The following is a 23,180-nucleotide window of genomic DNA, read 5'->3' as shown; positions in this document are numbered from 1 at the left end:
GGGTCCTTCCTCAGGCTTCGGTGGGCTGGACAACGGCCAGCAGGGTGCCGGTTTCGACCTGCCGGCCGGGGGTGACGCGCAGTTCGACGAGGGTTCCGTCGGCCGGGGCGGCGACGCGGTGCTCCATCTTCATCGCCTCCAGCACCAGGAGCGGCTGGCCGGCGGTGACGGGGTCCCCGACGGCGGCGACGACCCGGACGACGGTGCCGGGCATCGGGGCGAGCAGCGCCCCGGGGTCGGTGCGGACAGTGGGGTCGGGGAAGCGCGGCAGGGCGGTGAGCGCGGTGCCGCCGGCCGGGGTGTCGACGTGCACCCGGTCTCCGTACCGGGCGACGCGGTAGGTGCGCCGGAGCCCGTCCTCGGACAGCACGACCCGGTCCGGCGCCGCCTCGACGAGTTCGACCTCCGGGTGGTCCTCGGCCAGCAGGCCGCTGCGGGTGTGCCGGTAGCGGACCGCCGACTCGGTGCCGTCCTCGGCCCGGTAGCACTTGAGCTGCGGCTGGGAGGGCAGGTTGCGCCAGCCGGAGGGCAGGGCGCCGCGGCGGCCCGCGGCGTCGGCGAGGGCGGCGGCCAGCGCGGCGCGTTCGACGCCCTTGGTGTCCGGGGCGGTGAGTTCGGCCGTGTGCTCGGCCAGGAAACCGGTGTGCAGGTCCGCGGCCAGGAAGGCCGGGTGGCGCAGCGCGCGGACCAGCAGCTCCCGGTTGGTGGCCGGGCCGTGGATGCGGGCGCGGGCGAGCGCGTCGGCGAGCCGACGGGCGGCGGCGTCGCGGGTGGGCGCCCAGGCGATCACCTTGGCGAGCATCGCGTCGTAGTGCGGGGTGATCTCGCTGCCCGCCTCCACGCCGGAGTCCAGCCGGAGCCCGGTGCCGGTGAACTCCTGGTACGGCAGCGCGAGTTCGAGCCGGTGCAGGGTACCGGTGGCGGGCTGCCAGTCCTTGGCCGGGTCCTCGGCGTAGAGCCGGGCCTCGATCGCGTGGCCGCGGGGGGCCGGGGGCTCGGGCGGCAGCTGCGCGCCCTCGGCGACGGCGAGTTGCAGCGCCACCAGGTCCAGGCCGGTGACCGCCTCGGTGACCGGGTGTTCGACCTGGAGGCGGGTGTTCATCTCCAGGAAGAAGAACCGGCCGTCCTCGGCGAGCAGGAACTCGGCGGTGCCGGCGCCCGTGTAGCCGATCGCCCTGGCCGCGTCGCGGGCCGCCGCGTGCAGTTCGGCGCGGACCTCCGCCGGCAGGCCGGGGGCCGGGGCCTCCTCGATCACCTTCTGGTGCCGCCGTTGCAGCGAGCAGTCGCGGTCGCCGACCGCCCAGACGGTGCCGTGGGCGTCGGCCAGCAGCTGGACCTCGACGTGCCGCCCGGCGGGCAGGTAGCGCTCGCAGAACACCTCGTCCGATCCGAAGGCCTTGGCCGCCTCGGCGCGGGCGGCCGCCAGTTCGCCGGGGAGGTCCGCCAGGCTCCGGACGACGCGCATGCCGCGCCCGCCGCCGCCCGCCGCGGCCTTGACCAGCAGCGGCAGGTCCGTCTCGGTGGGCTCGGTGAGCGCGCCCAGCACCGGCACCCCGGCCTCGGCCATCAGGCGCTTGGCGGCGGTCTTGGAGCCCATCGCGGCGATCGCGGCCGGCGGCGGGCCGACCCAGACCAGGCCGGCGTCCAGCACCGCCTGCGCGAAGTCGGCGCTCTCGGACAGGAACCCGTACCCGGGGTGGACGGCGTCGGCCCCGGCGGCCAGCGCGGCCCGGACGATCAGGTCGGCGCGCAGGTAGGTGTCGGCGGGCGCGGCACCGGGCAGCTGGACGGCCGCGTCGGCCTCGCGCACGTGCGGGGCGCTGGCGTCCGGATCGGAGTGGACGGCGGTGGTCGCGACGCCGAGCTCCCGGCAGGTGCGGAAGACCCGGCGGGCGATCTCGCCCCGGTTGGCGACCAGCAGGTTGGTGATCGAAGTCCTGGAAGTCATCACGCGTTCCCTCACAGTCGGAAGACGCCGTAGCCACGCGCACCCTCGACCGGCGCGTTGTGGATCGCGGACAGACACAGGCCGAGCACCGTACGGGTGTCGCGCGGGTCGATGACGCCGTCGTCGTAGAGCCGGCCGGAGAGGAACACCGGCAGCGACTCGGCCTCGATCTGCTGCTCGACCATCGCGCGGATCGCCGCGTCCGCGTCCTCGTCGTACGGCTGTCCCTTCGCCGCGGCGGACTGCCGGGCGACGATCGACAGCACCCCGGCGAGCTGTTGCGGGCCCATCACCGCGGACTTGGCGCTCGGCCAGGCGAACAGGAAGCGCGGCTCGAAGGCGCGGCCGCACATGCCGTAGTGGCCGGCCCCGTACGAGGCGCCCATCAGCACCGACAGGTGCGGGACGGTGGAGTTGGCGACCGCGTTGATCATCATCGCGCCGTGCTTGATGATGCCGCCCTGCTCGTAGTCCTTGCCGACCATGTAGCCGGTGGTGTTGTGCAGGAAGAGCAGCGGGGTGTTGCGCTGGTTCGCCAGCTGGATGAACTGGGCGGCCTTCTGGGACTCCTGGCTGAACAGCACGCCCTGCGCGTTGGCCAGGATGCCGACCGGGTAGCCGTGGAGGCGGGCCCAGCCGGTGGCCAGGCTGGTGCCGTAGAGCGGCTTGAACTCGTCGAAGTCGGAGCCGTCGACGATCCGGGCGATCACCTCGCGCGGGTCGAAGGGCACCTTGAGGTCGCCGGGGACGATGCCCAGCAGCTCCTCCTCGTCGTGCTTCGGCGGCTCGGCCAGCGGGTCCGGTCCGGGGCCGGGCTTGCGGTGGTCGAGCCGGGCGACGATCCGGCGGGCGATCCGCAGGGCGTCCGCCTCGTCCGTCGCCACGTGGTCGGCCAGGCCGGAGGTGCGGGCGTGCATCTCGGCGCCGCCGAGCGACTCGTCGTCGGCCTCCTCGCCGGTGGCCATCTTCACCAGCGGCGGGCCGCCGAGGAAGACCTTGGCCCGCTCCTTGACCAGGACGGTGTGGTCGGACATGCCGGGCACGTAGGCACCGCCGGCCGTCGAGTTGCCGAACACCACGGCCACGGTGGGGATTCCGGCGGCGGAGAGCCGGGTGAGGTCGCGGAACAGGGCTCCGCCGGGGATGAAGATCTCCTTCTGGCTGGGCAGGTCGGCGCCGCCGGACTCGACCAGGTTCACCAGCGGGAGGCGGTTGCGCAGCGCGATCTCGTTGGCCCGCAGGGCCTTGCGCAGCGTCCAGGGGTTGCTGGCGCCGCCGCGCACGGTCGGGTCGTTCGCGGTGATCACGCACTCGACGCCCTCGATCACCCCGATTCCGGTGACCAGTGCGGCGCCGACCGGGTGGTCGCTGCCCCAGGCGGCCAGCGGGGACAGCTCCAGGAACGGCGAGTCCTGGTCGACCAGCAGCTCGATCCGTTCGCGGGCCGGCAGCTTGCCGCGCTTCCGGTGGCGGTCCAGGTACTTGGGGCCGCCTCCGGCCAGGGCCTTGGCGTGTTCGGCGTCCAGGTCGGCCAGCTTGGCGAGCATCGCGGCGCGGTGCTCGCCATACTCGGGCCCGGCCGGGTCGACGCGGGTGGGCAGGACGGTCACAACAGGACCTCCGGAATGTCGAGGTGGCGGGCGCGCAGCCACTCCCCGAGAGCCTTGGCCTGCGGGTCGAAGCGGTGCCGGGCGGCGACGCCCTCGCCGAGCAGGCCGGTGAGGGTGAAGTTGACCGCGCGCAGGTTCGGCAGCAGGTGCCGGGTGACGGGCAACTCTGCCGTCTCGGGGAGGAGTTCGCGCAGTCTTTCGACGGTGAGGGCGTGCGCCAGCCAGCGCCAGCCGTCCTCGGAGCGGGCCCAGACGCCGAGGTTGGCGTCCCCGCCCTTGTCCCCGCTGCGGGCGCCGGCCACCAGGCCGAGCGGGGCCCGCCGGGTGGGGCCGGCCGGCAGCGGCTCGGGCAACTCGCCCTCCACCGGGTGGTTCTGGGCGGTGACGGGCGGCGGGGGTACGGCGATCCGGCGGCCGTCCGGCAGGACGGCGGTGTGCTCGACGGCCTTCGCGTCGACGTGTGCGGCACTGAACACCCCGTACGGAGCGCCCGGTCCTGGTGGGGCGGTGAGGTGGAAGCCCGGGTACCCGGCCAGACCCAACTCGACCGCGGCCTTGCCGAGTTCGCGGCCGACCTTGGCCGGGTCCGGGTCGCGGGCGGCCAGCCGGAGCAGGGCGGAGGCGGACTCCTCGGTCGGGGCGTCCGGATGGTCGGTGCGGGCCAGTGTCCAGCGCAGTTCGGCGGGACGGACGCCGGGCGGCAGGGCGTCGGCGAACTGCCGCCGCACCAGGGCGGCCTTGGCCTCGATGTCCAGGCCGGTGAGGACGAACACCACCTCGTTGAGGTGGCCACCGAGCCGGTTGAGGCCCGCCTTCAGGGTGGGCGGCGGGGCCTCGCCGCGCACGCCGTCGATCCGGACCCGGTCCGGGCCCTCCTCGGCGAGCCGTACGGTGTCCAGCCGGGCCGTGACGTCCGGGCCGAGGTAGTGCGGTCCACCGGTCTCGTACAGGAGTTGGGCGGTGACGGTGCCGGCGGTGACGGCGCCGCCGGTGCCCGGGTGCTTGGTGATCACGCTGGAGCCGTCGGCGTGCAGTTCGGCGAGCGGGAAGCCGGGGCGGGTCACGTCGTGCTCACGGAAGAAGGCGTAGTTGCCGCCGGTCGCCTGGGCGCCGCACTCCAGGACATGGCCGGCCACCACGGCGCCGGCCAGGGCGTCCAGGTCCTCCGGGGTCCAGCCGAAGTGGGCGATCCCGGGACCGACGACCAGTGCCGCGTCCGTCACCCGGCCGGTCACCACCACGTCGGCGCCGCCGGCCAGGCAGGCCGCGATGCCGAACCCGCCGAGGTAGGCGTTGGCGGCCAGCAGGCCCTCGGGCAGGCCCAGTTCGGCCCGGCGCGGGAGCAGGTCGTCGCCCTCGACGTGGGCGACGGCCGCCTCGATGCCGAGCCGCCGGGCCAGCGCGCGCAGCTCCTCGGCGAGCCGGGCCGGGTTGAGGCCGCCCGCGTTGACCACGATCTTCACGTCGCGCTCGCGGGCCAGCCCGAGGCACTCCTCCATCTGGCGCAGGAAGGTCCGGGCGTAGCCGAGCGACGGATCCTTCAGCCGGTCCCGGGCCAGGATCAGCATGGTCAGCTCGGCCAGGTAGTCCCCGGTGAGCACGTCCAGCGGCCCGCCGGTGAGCATCTCCCGCATCGCGGCGAAGCGGTCCCCGTAGAACCCCGAGGCGTTGCCGATCCGCAGTACCGCGCTGTCGCGCACCAATGCTCCTCCCCTGCCGGTGAGTTGACCGCGCCCGGACGGGCGCCGCCGGGCAGCAGCGTGGCACTGCCCGGAGAAAAAAGCAATCACGCTTGCTTGTTTCTTCGAATCCGGTCCCCGCGCGGACCGATCGGCTCCAGAAGACGCCAGCCACCACTTCCAACTCACGCAACCACCTGCACGACCCGCACACCCTCCCGCCAACTGCGGCTTCCGGTCACATCGGCGACGGGGTGCGCCGAAATCCGGTTGACCCACGGTGAAGGATGGGGAGCGTGATTTCCCGGGAGCGAGCGGTCGAGCTGGTCGAGTCCTGTCTGGAGCGGGAGCGGCCGACCTGGGCATGGGCGAGGCTGATCCCGGCGCTGGCCGTCTACGCGGTCGAGGAGCGGTCCGTCGGGTGGCTCGTCTACTGGACCTCGGCGCCGGGTGCCCGCGACCCCGCGCTGCGCGGGAACCTCCTCGGCGGCCCCTACCTGGTCGACCGGGAGGACGGGAGCATCCACTTCGTCCCCGGCACCGATTGGAGCGATGCCTGGGAGGAGGACTACCTCCGGCAGGTCAAGGGCATCAGGACGCCCGATCCCCTCGCCGCGGACGTCCGGCGCCTCGCGCACTCCGTCGGGACCGCCGCCGCCATGCAACACCTGCGCAAGAACGCCCCGCGGATGAGCCTGCAGCAGGCCAGGACGTACGTGACGATCACCAGGGACGGGAGTGAACCGCCCGAGGAGCTGGCGAGCCTCACCCGCACGCCCGACCGATGGGGCCCGGGCCCCATCGAGACGCTGGCGGGCCCGGTCCGGTAGCAGCCCGACCGTACGCCGCGGTCGAGCCGCAGCCGGGGCGGATCGGCAGGGGATTCGGCCGCGCGGCCGCCCCGGCAGCTCCACGGCGGAATGCCGGGAAGTTGCCGGTTGCCGTGCCGCTGACCAGCAAACCGGCAGGTAAAGGGACCCCAGAAGGTATGTGGGGCACAACCATTGACCCGGAGTCAGCGACTCCGGAAAGATCCGCGACCATGACTACGCGCGTAACCCTTCTGTCACGGTGGCTGATCGCCCCGCTGCGGTGGGCGGCCCTGTTGTCGCTCCTGGTGTCGGTCGGAGTGTTCTTCGCCGGCGCCGGGGCGGCCCAGGCGGCGCCCGCCTGCGGGGTCCTCTCCACCGGCGCGGCGCCGCAGGCGACCGCAGCCGTCCGCTCCGCCTGCGGGCTGATCGGCACCCCGTACTCGTGGGGCGGCGGCCACGGCTCGCAGCCCGGCCCGACGTACGGCCTCTGCGACCCCTCCAACGGCGCCCCCAACGACTGCAACGTCCGTGGCCTGGACTGCTCCGGCATGGTCCGCTACGCGTACTACCTGGCGGTCGGCGAGGACGTCATCAACGGCACCACCCGGACCCAGTGGCCGACCTCCCGGGCGGTCGCCCGGTACTACCGGGCGGACGGAACCGCACCGCTGCTCCCCGGCGACCTGGTGTACTTCGGCAACACCGCCTCCACCATCCACCACGTCGCGATGTACCTCGGGCAGGGCTGGATCGCCGAGGCCCCCTACTCCGGCGGCTACGTCCAGGTGGCGGCGCTCTCCTCGCACGGCGACTACTACGGCGCCATCCGGCTGTACGGCGCCGGCGGCGGCTCCACGACGCCGCCGACCACCCCGCCCCCGTCGAACAGCGGCCAGTACTGGGTGGACACCAACGCCAACGCGCCGGTGTACGGCTCCCCGACGTCCACCACCAGCACGGGCACGCTGTACCAGGGCACGAACTACGTCTTCTGCAAGGCCTGGGGCCGCGAGGTCTCCAACGGCAGCGCCTACAACCACTGGTGGCTGAAGACCGACCCGGACGTGGGCCCCGGCGGGCAGTGGGTGTCCGCGTACTACCTCTCCCGGTGGGGCAACGACGTGGCCAAGGACAACAACGGCACGACCATCCCCGACTGCCCGGGCGGCGGCACCCCGCCCGCCACCGGGAAGTACTGGGTGGACACCTTCGCCAACGCGAGCGTCTACGCCTCGCCGACCTCCACCAACGCCACCGGGACGCTGTACCAGGGGACCAACTACGTCTTCTGCAAGGCCTGGGGCCGCGAGGTGTCGAACGGCAGCAGCTACAACCACTGGTGGCTGAAGACGGACGCGGACGGCGGCCCGACCGGCCAGTGGGTGTCCGCGTTCTACCTGTCGCGATGGGGCAACGACACGGCCAAGGACAACAACGGCACGACCATCCCCGACTGCTAGCAGGCAGCCCGACCGTGCTGGTCCCGACCACCGCCGAGGTGGACGCGACCAGCACGGTCGCGTTCTCCCGGAGCGGTCGCACGGACCGATCAGGATTCGAGAAGCGCCCGGCCCCGGTGCGCGCCTAGCGTTGCAGTCATGAGCGACATCACCATTCACTGGACCTTCCTCCCGCACACCGACCCCGAGGCCTCCCTGGCCTTCTACCGCGACCTGCTCGGCTTCGAGGTGCGCAACGACGTCGGCGGCGGCCCGATGCGCTGGATCACCGTCGGCCCCGTCGGCCAGCCCGACGTCTCCCTGGTGCTGGAGCCGGCCTCCGCCGACCCGGGCCGCACCGAGGAGGAGCAGCGGACCATCACCGAGATGATGGCCAAGGGCACCTACGCCCGGCTCGTCCTGGGCACCCGCGACCTCGACGGCGTCTACGACCGGCTGAAGTCCGGCGGCGCCGAGCTGGTCCAGGAGCCGACCGAGCAGCCGTACGGCGTCCGCGACTGCGCGTTCCGCGACCCGGCGGGCAACATGGTCCGCTTCAACGAGGTGGGCTGAGCCCACAGGCACCGGGGCCCGCCCCGCCCGCCCGCCGGCCGTACCCGGAACCCGTTCGATCCCGGCCGGATCGATGGTTGGATCGAAGGGTTCGAGCACACCGACGGCGGCCGTGGGGCGGGCCTGCCCGACCCCGCCCACCCCGAAGACCGCCGAGAGCCAGGGAGCGAAGAGAACGATGCCCAAGCGGACGGACACCCAGCCGCACGTCGCCGACAGCCACGACCTGATCCGCGTGCACGGCGCACGCGAGAACAACCTCAAGGACGTCAGCGTCGACATCCCCAAGCGCCGGCTGACGGTGTTCACCGGGGTCTCCGGCTCGGGCAAGAGCTCGCTGGTCTTCGACACCGTCGCCGCCGAGTCCCAGCGGCTGATCAACGAGACCTACAGCGCCTTCGTCCAGGGCTTCATGCCCACCCTGGCCCGCCCCGAGGTGGACGTCCTCGAAGGCCTGACCACCGCGATCATCGTCGACCAGCAGCGGATGGGCGCCGACCCGCGCTCCACCGTCGGCACCGCCACCGACGCCAACGCGATGCTGCGCATCCTGTTCAGCCGCCTCGGCACCCCGCACATCGGCTCCCCCAAGGCCTTCTCCTTCAACGTCCCGTCGATCAGCGGCGCCGGCGCCGTCACCGTCGAGCGCGGCGGCAAGACGGTCAAGGAGCGGCGCAGCTTCAGCATCACCGGCGGCATGTGCCCGCGCTGCGAGGGCCGCGGCACCGTCTCGGACATCGACCTCACCCAGCTGTTCGACGACAGCAAGTCGATCTCCGAGGGAGCGATCACCATCCCCGGCTGGAAGACCGACAGCTGGTGGACGGTCGGCGTCTACGCCAACTCGGGCTTCCTCGACCCGGACAAGCCGATCCGCAGGTACACCAAGAAGGAGATGCAGGACTTCCTCCACCGGGAGCCGACCAAGGTCAAGGTCAAGGGTGTCAACCTCACCTACGAGGGCCTGATCCCCAAGATCCAGAAGTCCATGCTGTCCAAGGACAAGGACGCGCTGCAGCCGCACATCCGGGCCTTCGTGGAGCGGGCTGTGACCTTCACCACCTGCCCCGACTGCGAGGGCACCCGGCTCAGCGCGGCGGCCCGCTCCTCCAGGATCGCCGGGATCAGCATCGCCGACGCCTGCGCGATGCAGATCAGCGACCTCGCCGCCTGGGTCCGTGACCTCGACGAGCCCTCGGTGGCGCCGCTGCTCGGCACGCTCCGGCAGGCCCTCGACTCCTTCGTGGAGATCGGCCTCGGCTACCTCTCGCTCGACCGCCCCTCCGGCACCCTCTCCGGCGGCGAGGCGCAGCGGGTCAAGATGATCCGCCACCTCGGCTCCTCGCTCACCGACACCACCTACGTCTTCGACGAGCCCACCACCGGCCTGCACCCGCACGACATCGACCGGATGAACCGGCTGCTGCTGCGCCTGCGGGACAAGGGCAACACCGTGCTGGTGGTGGAGCACAAGCCGCAGACCATCGCGATCGCCGACCACGTGGTCGACCTCGGCCCCGGGGCCGGTACGGCGGGCGGCGCGGTCTGCTACGAGGGCGACGTCGAGGGGCTGCGCACCAGCGGCACGGTGACCGGCCGCCACCTGTCCGACCGCACGGCGCTGCGCGAGGCCGTACGGAAGCCGACCGGCACCCTGGAGATCCGCGGCGCGAACACCCACAACCTGCGGGACGTGGACGTGGACGTCCCGCTCGGGGTGCTCACGGTGGTGACGGGGGTGGCGGGGTCCGGCAAGAGCTCGCTGATCCACGGCTCGCTGTGTCGACGGTCGGGGGCCCGCGAGGAAGGCGTGGTCTCCGTCGACCAGGGTGCGATCAAGGGCTCCCGACGCAGCAACCCGGCCACCTACACCGGGCTGCTCGACCCGATCCGCAAGGCCTTCGCCAAGGCCAACGACGTGAAGCCGGCCCTGTTCAGCGCCAACTCCGAGGGCGCCTGCCCGACCTGCAACGGCGCCGGGGTGGTCTACACGGACCTGGCGATGATGGCCGGGGTGGCCACCACCTGCGAGGACTGCGAGGGCAAGCGGTACCAGCCGGCGGTGCTGGAGTACCACCTGGGCGGGCGGGACATCGCCGAGGTGCTGGCGATGTCGGTGACCGAGGCGGAGGAGTTCTTCGGCTCCGGCGAGGCGAGGCTCCCGGCCGCGCACCGCATCCTGGAGCGGCTGGCCGACGTCGGCCTCGGCTACCTCAGCCTCGGCCAGCCGCTCACCACGCTTTCCGGCGGCGAGCGGCAGCGGCTCAAGCTGGCCACCCACATGGCGGACAAGGGCGGCGTCTACGTGCTGGACGAACCGACCACCGGCCTGCACCTGGCCGACGTCGAGCAGCTGCTCGGACTGCTGGACCGGCTGGTCGAGTCCGGCAAGTCGGTCATCGTGATCGAGCACCACCCGGCCGTGATGGCGCACGCCGACTGGATCATCGACCTCGGCCCTGGGGCCGGCCACGACGGCGGCCGGGTGGTCTTCGCGGGCACCCCGGCCGAGCTGGTCGCCGCCCGGTCCACGCTGACTGGCGAGGCGCTGGCCCAGTACCTGGGCTGAGCCGCGGGCCCTCCCGCCGGGCCGGTCAGTCCAGCGGGAGGGCCATCTCCAGGATCCGCGCCGAGGCGTCCAGCACGTACGGCGTCGCCTCCCCCGTGAAGGCGAACCCGCGCCGCAGGTAGAAGGCGGCGGCACGGGGGTTCGCCTCGTGCACTCCGAGCAGCACCCGCCCGGCGCCCCGGACCCGTGCCCAGGCGAGCACCGCGTCCAACAGGGCGTCGGCGACTCCGCGCCCGCGGCCGCGGTGCGCCGGGTCCACCCAGACGCCGATCAGGTCGAGCGCGCCGGCCTGCGCCCGGTTCGGGACGGACAGCATGGTGCCGACCCACTCCCCCGCGGCGTCCACGGCGACCAGGCCGAGCCGGTCCGGCTCGTTGACCCAGTCGCACCGGGCCCGCCACTCGCCCTCGCCGTGGCGGCTCGCGCTCTCGTGGGTCTCGCCGAAGGCCAGGGGCGTGTCGAGGAGTTGGGCCAGCCGCACCTTCCGCAGGCGCTGCCAGTCGGTACGCCCGATCCGCTCGATCCGGTACTCCATCGACATCGACTTCCCCGTCACACGACGCTGCCTCCGCCGCCGGTGATCACCGGTGGCGGAGGCAGGATAGCCGTGACCCGGAACTACGGCTTGATGCGGACCACCTGCGGGTCGTGGTCGCTGGCCTGCTGGGCGAACTCGGCGTTGATGTGCACCACGTCGTACTTGGCGTAGCCGACCTCGGGGCTGACCAGGATGTGGTCCAGCACCTGCGAGTTGCCCTGGTAGACGTACGAGTACTGCTCGGTCTCCGGCAGCTCGTTCACCAGGTCGCGCAGCACGCCGTCCTTGGTGAGCGCGGCGAGCGCGGGCGAGAACTGGTAGTCGTTGAAGTCGCCTAGGGAGACGACCTTGGCCTCCTTGTCGGCGGCCAGCAGCTTGGCGACGAAGGCCTGCTCGACGGTGGCCTGCTTGATCCGCTGCACCTCGGAGCTGCGGGTCGGCTGCTGGAACCGGCTGTCGATGCCCTGGTCGCCACCCTTGCTGTTGAAGTGGTTGGCGATCACGAAGACCTTCTTGCCCCGGAAGGAGAACTGACCGACCAGCGGCTTGCGGCTGTTGGTCCAGGCCTCGTCGGTGGGCTCGATCCGGCCGGGCGAGGCGGTCAGTGCGGCGCCCGCGCCGGTGCCGCTCACGCCGACGGCGGTGGTGGCGTCGCCGCCGGGGATGTCGGTGAAGGACACCCGCTGCGGGTTGAACAGGAAGACCTGGCGGATGTTGCCGCCGGGCTCGCCGCCGTCCTTGCCGTCCTGCGGGTCGACCGAGCGCCAGTCGTAGGCCGGGCCGCCGGCCGCCTTGATCGCGGCGATGAACTTGGCGACGGTCTGGCTCGCGTCCACCGTGCCGTCGTTCTTGGCGCCGTTGTTGTCCTGGATCTCCTCCAGGGCGACGATGTCGGGCGAGCGCAGGTTGGTGACGACGCCCTGGGCCAGCTCGGCGAACTTGGCGTCCGGGTTGCCCGGGGCCAGGTTCTCCACGTTGTAGGTGGCGAGGGTGAGTTCGCGGTCGCCCGCCTGGGCGGTGACCTCGCGCTGGAGGTGGTTGTCCTTCAGCGTGCCCATGGTGCCGGCGACCAGGGTGTAGCCGCCGAAGTTGTTGTAGTCCAGCGGGCCGGTGGTGGCGCCGGTCAGCTCGTCGCCGACGTTGGCCACCGGGAACGGCTGCTGGGAGACCGGGGCCTGCTGCTGGATCATCAGGCGGCCGACGTTGGGCTCGCGGTAGGACTCGTACAGCACGCCGCCGCGCTTGCTGCGCTGGTCCTGACGGTCGGCGGCGACCCACAACTCGTTGTACTTGTCGGTCGCCTGGATCACCCGGACGTCCTTGACCTGGACGAGCATGCCCTCCAGGGACTCGTAGAAGTCCAGGGTGTACTTCTCCGGGTCGAGCTTCACGCCGTCGATGGAGCCGTCCGCACCGGCCGGCGGGGCGTAGGTGCCGGGGATGTTGCGGGTGTCCACGACCACCGGGGCGGGCAGCGGGTTGCCGGCCGACAGGACGGTGACACCCGGGGCGGAGATCTCGGTGAGGGACTGCGAACCGCCGCCGAAGTTCGGGTAGTACTCGGTGACCTTGCCGCTCACCAGCACCGAATCGCCGGCCTTCACGGTCGGGTTGCCGCCGGTGAAGACGAAGACGCCCTCGCTGGTGGCCGGGTCGGCGTCCGGGTTCGGGTCCTGGATCCAGAAGCCCTTGGAGCTGCCGTACGCGCGCACACCGGTGACGATGCCGGGCACGCCGGTGACGGGCTTGCCGGCCTGCGGGGATATCCGGGTGCCGCCCTGGATGTCGTGGATCCGCAGCGGACCGACCTCGGTCGGGGCGGGGGTGGCGGCAGCGGCGTTCGCCACCGGCAGCGGGACGAGCACCAGCGAGGCGGCCAGCGTGGCCGGGATCAGGGCGGCGCGCAGCAGGGCTCTGCGGGGGCGGGGTGCGGGGGCGGTGGTCACCGGGGCAGTACTCCTAGCTCCGTCGTGCGGCACTGGCGTGGCACGGCGGTCCGGGCGGAGGCGCGCGTAGGACGCGCGCTACTCGCGTAGGGAGAAAGCGGAGGACGGACACCCGCCCCCCGCGGCGCCCCTCAAGATACGCGCGTAGAAAATGCCCCGACAAGACCCCGACAGTGAACTGTCGGTTCCCTGGAGATGACTTGACCGCCGGTCAGTCCGGGCTTTTCACAGCCCGCTTCCAGCGGACTGCCAGGAAGCCTCGATCCGCTCCACGACCAGCTCGCACAGCTCGTGGGTGCGCAGCGCGTCGTGGGCGTCCAGGGTGCGCCCGGCGCGGACGGCCGCCAGGAAGGCGAGCACGCACTGCTCGATGCCGCGCTGACGGGCCACCGGCACCCAGTCGCCGCGGCGGCGCACGGTCGGCTGGCCGCGGTGGTCGATCACCTCGGCGAGGTTGTGCACCTCGCGCTTGGAGTCGCCGCCGGAGACCTCCAGCACCTCCTCGGTGGAACCGGAGAGCCGGTTCATGATGCCCAACGCGGTGAACCCCTGCCCGCCGAGGGTGAGCACCACGTGCTCGACCAGCCCGTCCCGGCTGCGGGAGCGGACGTCCACGTGCTCGATCTCACCGGGGACCAGGAAGCGCAGCGTGTCCACCACGTGGATGAAGTCGTCGAACACCAGCGGGCGGGCCGCCTCGGCCAGGCCCTCCCGGTTCTTCTGCAGCACGATCAGGTCGCGCGGCCGCTCCAAGGCCTGCACGTAGCCGGGCGCGTGGCGGCGGTTGAAGCCGACCATCAGCGAGCGGCCGGTCCGGTCGGCGAGGTCGACCAGCCGGCGGGCGCCGTCCAGGGTGTAGTCGAGCGGCTTGTCGACGTAGACGTCCACCCCGGCGGTGAGCAGCTGCTCGACGATCGGGACGTGCTGGTCGGTGGCGGCGTGCACGAAGGCGGCGCGGATGCCGCTGCCGATCAGCGCGCCGAGGTCGGTGAAGCGGTGCTCGGGGGCGATCCGGTGGGCCTCGCCGATCCGGTCCAGCTTCGCCGCGTCCCGGGTCATCAGCCGCACGTCCAACCCCGGCAGCGCGGTGAGCACCGGCAGATACGCCTTCTGCGCAATGTCACCGAGCCCGATCACCCCGACCGGAAGAAGGTCGTCAGGGACAGAGGTCGAATTCATCGGATTCTCCACACATACGCCGACACATCGGCCCCACCCTATTCACCGGCTCCCGTACGCCACCAACCCGCCGCCGGCACCCCGGAGCGGCTGGGGCGGATCCTGTCGGACCAGGGCGCGGCGTTGGCGTGCGTGCGGCGCGAGGCGGGTCCCCGCACGCTCACTCGTGGGCGCTGATCTCACCGCCGGCGCTGAGCACGATGGAGATGCCGTTGGCGTCGACGCCGGCATCCTGCTGGTTCGCCTCCAGCGTGCCGTACACGGCGTTCTCGTTTCCGAGGATCTCCGCACGGTACCGAAGCTCACCGACCTTCGTGACCTTGGCCGTCCAGCCGCCCGCCAGCTTGAAGGTGCCCGGTCCCTGGTGGCCCCCGCCCATCCAGGAGTGGATCCGGCCGTCCAGCGAGAGCATGACGAACATGCCGTTGGCGTCGAGTCCGGCGTCCTGGTCCTTCGTCTCCAGGGTGGCGAGGACCTGACCCTTGTTGACGATCCTGGCGGCGTAGTGCTGGTTGCCGAGGTCCCGGATCTCGGCCGTACTGCCGTCCACCAGGGTCTCGGTGCGGACGCCCGAGGCCGCCTTGGGCGCGGTGGCCGGCGTCGTCGCGGCGCGCCCGGTGGGTGCGGCGGCCGGAGCGGTGGCGCCGCCCTTGGCGGGCGCGGCGGGCGTCGTGGCCGGTGCCGCGGTGGTGGGGGTGGCGGCCGGAGCAGTGGCGGCCGCCGCGGTGGTGGCCGGTGCGGCCGAGTCGTGCGCGCCCGACGCGGAGGAGCAGGCCGTTGCGGCGGGTACCAGCAGGGCCGCGGCCAGGACGGTTCCGGCCAGCGTACGCGTGGCGGTCACGCGGCGGATCGTCGAGAGGGGCATGCGGGTTCTCCTGAGCGCAGTACGGGTGAGGAGCACCCCGTGCCGGGTCATCCCTCCTGCGTGGACCGGAGGGCGGGGGCTGGGTGCAACTCGAAGTTAGTACGAACAGTCGACGGAATTGCGCCTTCCATGTCACCGAACGGCAACACCGGTACCACGTCGCACCGGTCACGCCCCGTCAGGCACGGGCTCCCGGGCCCCGACGCCTCTTCGACTGCTGCCGCCCAGGTGGCCGCAGCGCGCGGGCCGGCGCGCCGAGCGGTGGACGGTGACGCCGCGGCGGGCGACCCCGGCCCGCCAGCCCGCCGTCCGCCAGGGCTGCCGAGAGCGTCGGCGAACTTCGGCGAGCCGGTTCACGCGCCCGCGGCGGCCGCCTCGGCGAGGGAGTCCAGGACCGGCCGGATCAGCGGGTGCGCGTCCGCCCCGGCCCGGACGGCGGCGAACACCCGGCGGGTGGCGAGCTCGCTGTCCACCGGGCGCACCGCGACCTCGCCGAGGTCGACGCCGCGCAGCGCCGAGCGCGGCACCAGCGCCACCCCGAGGCCCGCCGAGGCGAGCGCGACCACGGCCCGGAAGTCGTCGGAGGAGTGCAGCAGCCGGGGCTGGAACCCCGCGTGCTCGCAGGCCAGCAGCACCACGTCGTGGCAGGGGTTGCCCGGGTACGGCCCGATCCACGGTTCGTCGGCCAGCGCGGCGACGGCCAGCGGGCCGGACTCGGCGGCCAGCCGGTGGCCGAGCGGCAGCACGGCCTCGAAGGGCTCGGCGTACAGCGGCACCCGGGTCAGCCGGGCGTCGTCGGCGCGCGGGGCGCCCCGGTACTCGACGGCCACCGCGAGATCGGCCCGGCCGTCCAGCACCATCGGCAGGCTGGCGTCGCCCTCGGCGTCCAGCACCTTGAGCCGCACTCCGGGCGCGCGCCCGGCGAGCAGGCCGACGGCCGGGGCGAGCACCGAGGCGATGGCGGTCGCGAAGGAGGCGACCGTCACCTCCCCGGAGACGCCCGCGCTGTACGCGGCGAGGTCGGCCTCGGCGCGCTCCAGCTGGGCGAGCACCACGTCGGCGTGGCCGAGCAGGATCTCCCCGGCGGCGGTCAGCCGCACCCCCCGGCCCTCCCGGGCGAGCAGGTGGTGGCCGGTCTCCTGCTCCAGGGCGGCCAGTTGCTGGGAGACCGCGGAGGGGGTCAGGTAGAGGGCGGCCGCCGCGGCGGTCACGGTGCGGTGGTCCGCCACGGCCCGCAGGGTCCGCAGCCGTCGTGCGTCGATCACGGACCAATTCTGCCAGCGCGGCACGGCGCGGCGGACCGGCCGGAGCGCGCCCACCGCAGCCGACCAGTGGAAACCCGGCCGACGGAGCGAGGCGGCGGCACCACCCGCGCAAGCCGGCCGGCGGGACCGAAGGCCCCGGCCGGAGCGGGTTTCCGGTCAGGCGTACCACCGGTGGCGTATTTCCGGACGAGATCGCTCCCGCCCGTTGACCACCCGCCCGGCCCGGCGCTTGGCTCGTGACCGAACCGGGCCGCGGGGGTCGTGGGCCCGGCACCGTCATCTGGGGAGGATGATCGATGACCACCGCACGCACCCGCCGATGGCTGGCCCGTACCGCCGCCGTCCTGGCCGCCACGACCGTGGCCGGCGCCGCGATGCCCGCCGCCGAGGCCCGCCCGCCCAAGGGCGACACCGCCCGGGTCAGCGAGGGCCCCAAGGGTGAGGGGCTCGACCGCGAGTCCTTCGCGCTCGGGCTGAGCGGCGACGGCCGCTACGCCCTGTTCTCGTCCTCCGCGTCCAATCTGCTGCCCGGCGGCCACGGCAGCTCGGGTGACGTCTACGTCCGGGACCTGCGCAACGGGCACCTCGAACGGATCGGCGTCGCCGCCGACGGCGCCGCGCTGGACGACGGCACCGGCGACGCGGCGATCAGCGGCGACGGCCGGTACGTGGTGTTCACCACCCGCGCCACCAACGTGCTGCCCGGACAGCCGAAGCACCAGAACGACCTCTTCGTCCAGGACCGCTGGACCGGCCGCACCGAGCTGGTCACGGCCGGCGACGGCGTCTCCGGCGCGGGCGACGACCAGAGCCTGCGCACCGCCCACGACCCGGCCGTCAGCTGGGACGGGCGGTACGTGGTCTACTCCTCCGACCGCACCGACCTCGCCCCCGGCGTACGCGGCGGCAAGTTCAACATCTTCGTCACCGACCGCTGGACCCACACCACCCGGGTGGTCTCCACCGGCGCGGACGGCTCCCCCGCCGACAACAGCTCCTACCGCCCGACGATCAGCGCGGACGGCACCGTCATCGGCTTCAGCTCCCGCGCCGGCAACCTGCTCCCGGCCGACCAGGCCCCGGCCGCCGTCGCCGACAGCACCGAGACCGCCTCCGCGTCGGCCGGCGCCCGCCGCTATCCGTACTTCGTGTGGGACGCCCGCACGGGCAGGCTCACCGGCGCCAGTCGCGACGAGGCCGGGGAGCTCCGGGGCAGCGGCTCCGACGGGCGGATCAGCCCCTCCGGCCGCTACGCGGTCTACGCCCTCTTCCAGGAGGGCGGCCGGCCGGGCTCGCACGGCGTCCACGAGGACGTCTTCGTCCACGAGCTCGCCACCGGCAAGGTCACCAAGGTCAGCACCCCGCTGCCCGGCACCACCAACCTCGATTCCTCCTTCGACGCCGAGATGACCCTCGACGACCGCTGGGTCTTCTTCGCCTCCACCGCCTCCGTCCTGGTACCCGACGACACCAACGAGCAGACCGACGTCTTCCGCCACGACCTGTGGACCGGCCGGACCGACCGGGTCTCCCTCACCGCGGACGGCGGGCAGAGCACCGCCTCGTCCTACTTCCCGCACGTCGACGCGTTCGGCGGCACGCTGCTGTTCAGCGCCGACGACGGCAATCTGGTACCGGGCGACACCAACGGCAACGCGGACGTCTTCCGACGCCGCCTCTGAGGTCTGACTCCCCTCCGAAATCCGCCCGTTGGCGTGTTTTCGGCCGAGATCACCCGCAGCCGTTGACCACCGGCCCTCCCGACGATTGGCTCGGCTCGAGCCCGCCGCCGGGAGGGAGTCCGGCCGGGTGATCCCAGGGGAGGATGACCATGACCACCGCACGCACCCGCCGCCGACTGGCCCGTACCGCCGCCGTCCTGGTGGCCACCGCCGTGGCCGGCGCCGCGATGCCCGCCGCCGAGGCCCGCCCGCCCAAGGGCGACACCGCCCGGGTCAGCGAGGGCCCCAAGGGCGAGGCCCTGGACAAGGCCTCCCTCGCGCTCGGGCTGAGCGGCGACGGCCGGCTGGCCCTGTTCTCCTCGGCGGCGACCAACCTGCTGCCGGGCGGCGCCGGGGCCGTGGGCGACGTCTACGTCCGGGACCTGCGCAACGGCCACACCGAGCGGGTCAGCGTCGCCGCCGACGGCTCCGCGCTGGACGGCGGCAGCAACGACGCGGCGATCAGCGGCAACGGCCGGTACGTGGTGTTCAGCAGCTACGCCACCAACGCGGTGCCCGGGCAGCCGAAGCACGCGAGCGACGTCTTCGTCCGCGACCGCTGGACCGGGCACACCGAGCTGGTCAGCGCGGGCGACGGCAGCTCCGGCGCGGGCGACGACCAGAGCATCCGCAACGCCTTCAACGCCGCCGTCAGCTGGGACGGCCGCTACGTGGTCTACTCCTCCGACCGCACCGACCTCGCCCCCGGCGTGCGCCGCGGCAAGTTCAACATCTACGTCACCGACCGCTGGACCCACACCACCCGGGTGATCAGCACCGGCGCGGACGGCACCCCCGCCGACAACAGCTCCTACCGCCCGACGATCAGCGCGGACGGCACCGTCATCGGCTTCAACTCGCGGGCCGGCAACCTGCTCCCGGCCGACCAGACCCCGCCCGCCGCCGCTGCGCAAGCCGCCACCGACGGCGCGGACCGGGCCGAGGCCGCGCGGACCCCGCAGGCCGCCGGCACCGCGATGGCCGCCATCCGCGCGTACCCGTACTACGTCTGGGACGCCCGTACCGGAAAGATCACCGGCGCCGGCTACGACGAGACCGGCGAGCTCACCGGCACCGGCAACGACGCGCGGATCAGCCCCTCCGGCCACTACGCGCTCTACACGGTCTACGAGGAGGGCGGCCGGCCCGGCTCGCACGGCCGCCACCTGGACGTCTTCGTCCGCGAGCTGGCCACCGGCAAGACCACCAAGGTCAGCAAGCCGCTGTCCGGCGCCACGAACATCGACTCCTCCTACGACCCGGTGATGCCGCTGAACGACCGCTGGGTGTACTTCACCTCCGATGTCGCCGACCTGGTGCCGGGCGACACCAACGGGCAGGCCGACATCTTCCGCCACGACCTGCGCAGCGGGCACACCGAGCGGGTCACCCTCACCGAGGACGGCTCGCAGAGCACCACCTCCGCCTTCTTCCCGCAGGTCGACGCCGCCGGCACCACGCTGCTGTTCAGCGCCGAGGACGGCAACCTGGTGCCGGGCGTCGCCAACACCGTCACGGACGTCTTCCGGCGCCGCCTGTGACGGCCTGACTCCCGCGCGGGATACGCCTGTTGACGTATTTCCCGACGGGATCACCCGTGGCCGTTGACCAGCGGCCCTCCCGACGGTTGGCTCTGCGGAAGCCCGCCGCCGGGAGGGAGCGCGGCCGGGCGATCCCAGGGGAGGACGATCCATGACCACCGCACGCACCCGCCGATGGCTGGCCCGCACCGCCGCCGTCCTGGCGGCCACCGCCGTGGCCGGCGCCGCGATGCCCGCCGCCGAGGCCAAGCCGCCCAAGGGCGACACCGCCCGCGTCAGCGAGGGCCCCAAGGGCGAGCAGCTCAACGGGCCCTCGACCGCGCTCGGGCTGAGCGAGGACGGCCGCTCCGCGCTCTTCACCTCCGGTGCGACCAACCTGCTGCCCGTGGCCGGCACCCCGAACTCCGACGAGATCTACGTGCGGAACCTGCGCAACGGGCACATCGAGCGCATCAGCGTCGCCGACGACGGCTCCCAGCTGAACGCGGCCACCACCGAGGCCTCGATCAGCGGCGACAGCCGCTACGTGGCCTTCAGCACCACCGCCACCAACGTGGTGCCCGGCCAGGTGCAGCACGTCAGCGACGTCTTCGTCCGCGACCGCTGGACCGGACACACCGAACTGGTCACCGCCGCCGCCCTGCCGAGCACCGAGGACCAGAGCCGCTTCGACGCCATCAGCCCCAGCATCAGCCGGGACGGCCGCTACGTCGCCTACGTCTCCAACCGCACCGACCTCGCCCCGGGCGTCGTGCGGCGCGGCAAGAACAACGTCTACGTCACCGACCGTTGGACCCACACCAGCCGGCTGGTCACCGTCGGCGCGGACGGCGAGGGCGCGAACAACAACTCCTTCGAGCCGACGATCAGCGCGGACGGCTCCACCGTCGGCTTCACCTCCCGGGCCGGCAACCTGCTCCCGGAACCGCCGGACCCGGCCACCGATCCGTCCGCAGGCACCGACCCGGCCACCGACCCGGCCACCGATGCCGAGTCCGCCCCCGACGGCGGGGCGCCCGGGCTGAGCGGGCCCCGCTACTACCGCTACTACGTCTGGAAGGCCGCCACCGGCATCGTCGGCGGCAGCCTGGACGACACCGGGGAGCTGGTCGGCTCCCGGGACGGCCGGATCAGCCCGGACGGCCGCTACGCGGTCTACAGCCTCCCGATCTTCATCGGCGGCTTCCCCGGCCCGGCCCACGGCATCCGGATGGACGTGTACGTCCACGAGCTGGCCACCGGCAAGGTCACCAAGGTCAACACCGACCTGCCGGGCACCACCACCAAGTGGTCCTCCTCAGGCGGCGTCATGACCTTCGACGACCGCTGGGTCTACTTCGGCTCCAGCGCCGAGAACCTCGTCCCCGGCGACACCAACGACAACACCGACGTGTTCCGCCGCGACCTGAGGACCGGGCTGATCGAACGGGTCAGCCTCACCCGGGACGGCGAGCAGACCACCGGCACCGCCTCCTACAGCCCGTTCGTGGACGCCACCGGCGACACGGTGATCTTCAACGCCATCGGCGGCAACCTGGTGCCGGGGAACACCGGCGACCGGCTGGACGTCTTCCTGCGCCGCCTTTGATGGCCTGATTCCCTTACCGGATACGTCCGTTGACGTATTTTCCGCCGAGATCACCCGAGGGCGTTGACCCTTCGGCCCTCCCGACGCTTGGCTCTCCGAAAGCCCGTCGTCGGGAGGGAGCCCGGCCGGGCGATCACTGGGGGAGGAAGAACCTCATGACACGTACCACCCGGACGACCCGCAACCGGTGGCTGTCGGGCGGAGGCAGCGTCCTGGCCGCGGCCGCCGTGCTCGCCGTCGCCGCCGCCCCGGCCCAGGCCGACCCGCTGCTGCGCGGCACCACCCAGGTGAGTGTCGGGCTGAACGGCGCCGCGCCCGACAGCGGGTCCACGAGCCGGGGCGTCAGCGCGGACGGCCGCTACGCCCTGTTCACCTCCTGGGCCACGAACCTGGTGCCCGAGCCGACGCAGGGCGGGCGCGACGCCTACGTGAAGGACCTGCGAACCGGCCGCACCGAGCGGGTCAACCTGTCCGACTCGGGCGAGGCGCTGAACGGCTGGACGGAACAGGCCGCGATCAGCGGCAACGGCCGCTTCGTCGCCTTCGAGAGCAACGCCGAGAACGTGGTGCCCGGCATGCAGGTCAAGGGGCGCACCGAGGTGTACGTCCGGGACCGGGTGACCGGCCGCACCGATCTGGTCAGCGGCGGGCTCACCGTCACCGACACCGACCGGTACCACTACTCGTACGCGCCCTCGATCAGCGCCAACGGCCGGTACGTGGCCTACGTGTCCTCCCGGACCGACCTGGACCCGACCGTCGTCGACCCCGAGCCCGCCGCCGGGTCGGGGCCCTCGCTCGCCAGGCCGTACACCTGGAAGATCAACGTGTACCTCACCGACCGCTGGACCCACACCACCCGGCTGGTCTCCCGCGACGTGAACGGCAAGCCGGGCGAGAGCACGTCCATCCGCCCGACGATCAGCGCGGACGGCCGCACCATCGGCTTCGGTTCCCTCTCCGGTCTGCTGCCCCCGGAGGAGACCCCGGACCCGGCCGCCGCCTCCGCCGGGGCCGCCGACGTGGAGCTGCCCCCGGGCGCCGAATCCCCCGTGCCCGCCGGGGCGTCGGCGACCCTGGCACGCCCGACGACCGCCCGCTACTACACCTACGACGTGGCCTCCGGGAGGCTCTCGCCCGCGAGCTTCGACCTCGACGGCAAGTTCACCAACGCGAGCTTCGAGGCCACGATCAGCCCCGACGGGCGGCGCGCGATCTACGCCCTGCCCGAGCCCGGCGGCTCGACCAGCGGCCACCGGTACCACCTGGTGCTGCACGTGCGGGACCTGCGGACGGGCGTCGTGACGAAGGTCAGCGGCGGCCTGCCCGGCACCAGCTCGGTCGGCTCCTCCGACCAGGGTTCGATCACCGCCGACAACCGCTGGCTCTACTTCGCGTCAGCCGCGGACAACCTGGTGCCCGGCCCGCAGCACCCGGGCTGGGACGTCTACCGCCAGGACCTGCGCACCGGCCGCACCGAGCGGGTCGCCACCGCGCCGGACGGTTCGGCCGGCAACGGCTCGTCGACGAACCCGTTCGTGTCGGCCTCCGGCACCACCGTGGAGTTCGACTCGACCAGCGGCAACCTGGTCGCCGGCACCGACGGCCCGGCGGCGAGCGAGAACTCCCAGGTCTTCGCCAAGCCCACCGGGCTCCACCGGAGCGACGACGACGACCAGGGCGAGGACGGCTGACCGCCACCCGGGAACCACGACGGGGGCGGGACGCCGGCCGGGCCGGCGTGCCGCCCCCGAAGCGGGAGGGTGGGGCAGGTGGTTGGTGTGCCGTGGGGGGGGGGGGGGGGGGGGGGCCCCCCCCCCCCCCCGGGGGGGGGGCCCCGGGCCCCGACGGTGCCGGGCGGGCCCGCGCCCGGGCCCGACCGGGGGGGGGCCCCCCCCAAACACGCC

The 23,180-nt window shown here is 73.1% G+C and carries 16 protein-coding genes; 8 read left to right on the top strand and 8 right to left on the bottom strand.

Annotated features, from left to right (window positions below; translation table 11 throughout):
- Positions 1-10: 10 nt before the first annotated feature.
- From ACIRRH_RS09070 to ACIRRH_RS09060, 3 genes are read right to left on the bottom strand one after another with little or no spacing between them, the layout of a single operon-like run.
- Positions 11-1,948 (bottom strand): acetyl/propionyl/methylcrotonyl-CoA carboxylase subunit alpha, encoded by a 1,938-nt coding sequence (locus ACIRRH_RS09070; RefSeq protein ID WP_403063878.1) that lies wholly within the window; start codon positions 1,946-1,948, stop codon positions 11-13.
- Positions 1,949-1,959: 11 nt separating this feature from the next.
- A complete protein-coding gene (locus ACIRRH_RS09065; RefSeq protein WP_403063875.1) occupies positions 1,960-3,558 on the bottom strand; it encodes an acyl-CoA carboxylase subunit beta in 1,599 nt (532 codons plus the stop codon).
- Entirely contained in the window at positions 3,555-5,258 is a 1,704-nt protein-coding gene (locus tag ACIRRH_RS09060; protein ID WP_403063872.1) for an acyclic terpene utilization AtuA family protein, read from the bottom strand. The genes ACIRRH_RS09065 and ACIRRH_RS09060 overlap by 4 nt, the downstream gene beginning before the upstream one ends.
- A 266-nt stretch (positions 5,259-5,524) precedes the next feature.
- Between ACIRRH_RS09060 and ACIRRH_RS09055 the strand changes: the two genes are divergently transcribed.
- The 4 genes from ACIRRH_RS09055 to ACIRRH_RS09040 all read left to right on the top strand — a co-directional run bounded on the left by ACIRRH_RS09055 (position 5,525) and on the right by ACIRRH_RS09040 (position 10,630).
- Positions 5,525-6,067 (top strand): YrhB domain-containing protein, encoded by a 543-nt coding sequence (locus tag ACIRRH_RS09055; protein WP_403063869.1) that lies wholly within the window; start codon positions 5,525-5,527, stop codon positions 6,065-6,067.
- Between the two features lie 212 nt (positions 6,068-6,279).
- Positions 6,280-7,509, top strand: coding sequence for a C40 family peptidase (locus ACIRRH_RS09050; protein ID WP_403063866.1), 1,230 nt, complete (start codon positions 6,280-6,282; stop codon positions 7,507-7,509).
- Positions 7,510-7,647: 138 nt separating this feature from the next.
- Positions 7,648-8,061, top strand: coding sequence for a VOC family protein (locus ACIRRH_RS09045; protein ID WP_224275888.1), 414 nt, complete (start codon positions 7,648-7,650; stop codon positions 8,059-8,061).
- Positions 8,062-8,239: 178 nt separating this feature from the next.
- The gene (locus ACIRRH_RS09040; protein WP_403063863.1) at positions 8,240-10,630 is read left to right on the top strand and encodes an ATP-binding cassette domain-containing protein; all 2,391 of its coding nucleotides are present in this window, start codon (positions 8,240-8,242) and stop codon (positions 10,628-10,630) included.
- Between the two features lie 25 nt (positions 10,631-10,655).
- On the opposite strand, the gene ACIRRH_RS09035 is transcribed toward ACIRRH_RS09040, so the two are convergent.
- From ACIRRH_RS09035 to ACIRRH_RS09015, 5 genes are all read right to left on the bottom strand, one after another.
- Positions 10,656-11,186 carry a GNAT family N-acetyltransferase gene (locus ACIRRH_RS09035; protein ID WP_403063860.1) on the bottom strand — a complete coding sequence of 177 codons (531 nt, stop codon included), beginning with the start codon at positions 11,184-11,186 and terminating at the stop codon, positions 10,656-10,658.
- 62 nt (positions 11,187-11,248) lie between these two features.
- Entirely contained in the window at positions 11,249-13,114 is a 1,866-nt protein-coding gene (locus tag ACIRRH_RS09030; protein ID WP_403063857.1) for an endonuclease/exonuclease/phosphatase family protein, read from the bottom strand.
- Between the two features lie 225 nt (positions 13,115-13,339).
- A complete protein-coding gene (locus ACIRRH_RS09025; RefSeq protein ID WP_403063854.1) occupies positions 13,340-14,293 on the bottom strand; it encodes a Gfo/Idh/MocA family protein in 954 nt (317 codons plus the stop codon).
- A gap of 160 nt (positions 14,294-14,453) precedes the next feature.
- A complete protein-coding gene (locus ACIRRH_RS09020; protein WP_403063852.1) occupies positions 14,454-15,158 on the bottom strand; it encodes a hypothetical protein in 705 nt (234 codons plus the stop codon).
- Positions 15,159-15,511: 353 nt separating this feature from the next.
- Positions 15,512-16,423, bottom strand: coding sequence for a LysR family transcriptional regulator (locus ACIRRH_RS09015; protein WP_403063849.1), 912 nt, complete (start codon positions 16,421-16,423; stop codon positions 15,512-15,514).
- Positions 16,424-16,719: 296 nt separating this feature from the next.
- On the opposite strand from ACIRRH_RS09015, the gene ACIRRH_RS09010 reads away from it, so the two are divergent.
- The 4 genes from ACIRRH_RS09010 to ACIRRH_RS08995 all read left to right on the top strand — a co-directional run bounded on the left by ACIRRH_RS09010 (position 16,720) and on the right by ACIRRH_RS08995 (position 22,967).
- Entirely contained in the window at positions 16,720-18,105 is a 1,386-nt protein-coding gene (locus ACIRRH_RS09010; protein ID WP_403063846.1) for a hypothetical protein, read from the top strand.
- 149 nt (positions 18,106-18,254) lie between these two features.
- Positions 18,255-19,685: a hypothetical protein gene (locus ACIRRH_RS09005; protein ID WP_403063843.1), complete on the top strand. Its 1,431-nt coding sequence runs from the start codon at positions 18,255-18,257 to the stop codon at positions 19,683-19,685.
- Positions 19,686-19,836: 151 nt separating this feature from the next.
- The gene (locus ACIRRH_RS09000; RefSeq protein WP_403063840.1) at positions 19,837-21,273 is read left to right on the top strand and encodes a hypothetical protein; all 1,437 of its coding nucleotides are present in this window, start codon (positions 19,837-19,839) and stop codon (positions 21,271-21,273) included.
- A 155-nt stretch (positions 21,274-21,428) separates the two neighbouring features.
- A complete protein-coding gene (locus ACIRRH_RS08995; RefSeq protein WP_403063837.1) occupies positions 21,429-22,967 on the top strand; it encodes a hypothetical protein in 1,539 nt (512 codons plus the stop codon).
- The last annotated feature ends 213 nt before the right edge of the window (positions 22,968-23,180 follow it).

It is taken from the genome of Kitasatospora sp. NPDC101235 (assembly GCF_044767505.1).
In the GTDB taxonomy this organism is placed as follows: domain Bacteria; phylum Actinomycetota; class Actinomycetes; order Streptomycetales; family Streptomycetaceae; genus Kitasatospora.
The sequence above is the reverse complement of the archived record's forward strand: the minus strand, read 5'-3'. Positions and strand labels throughout refer to the sequence as shown.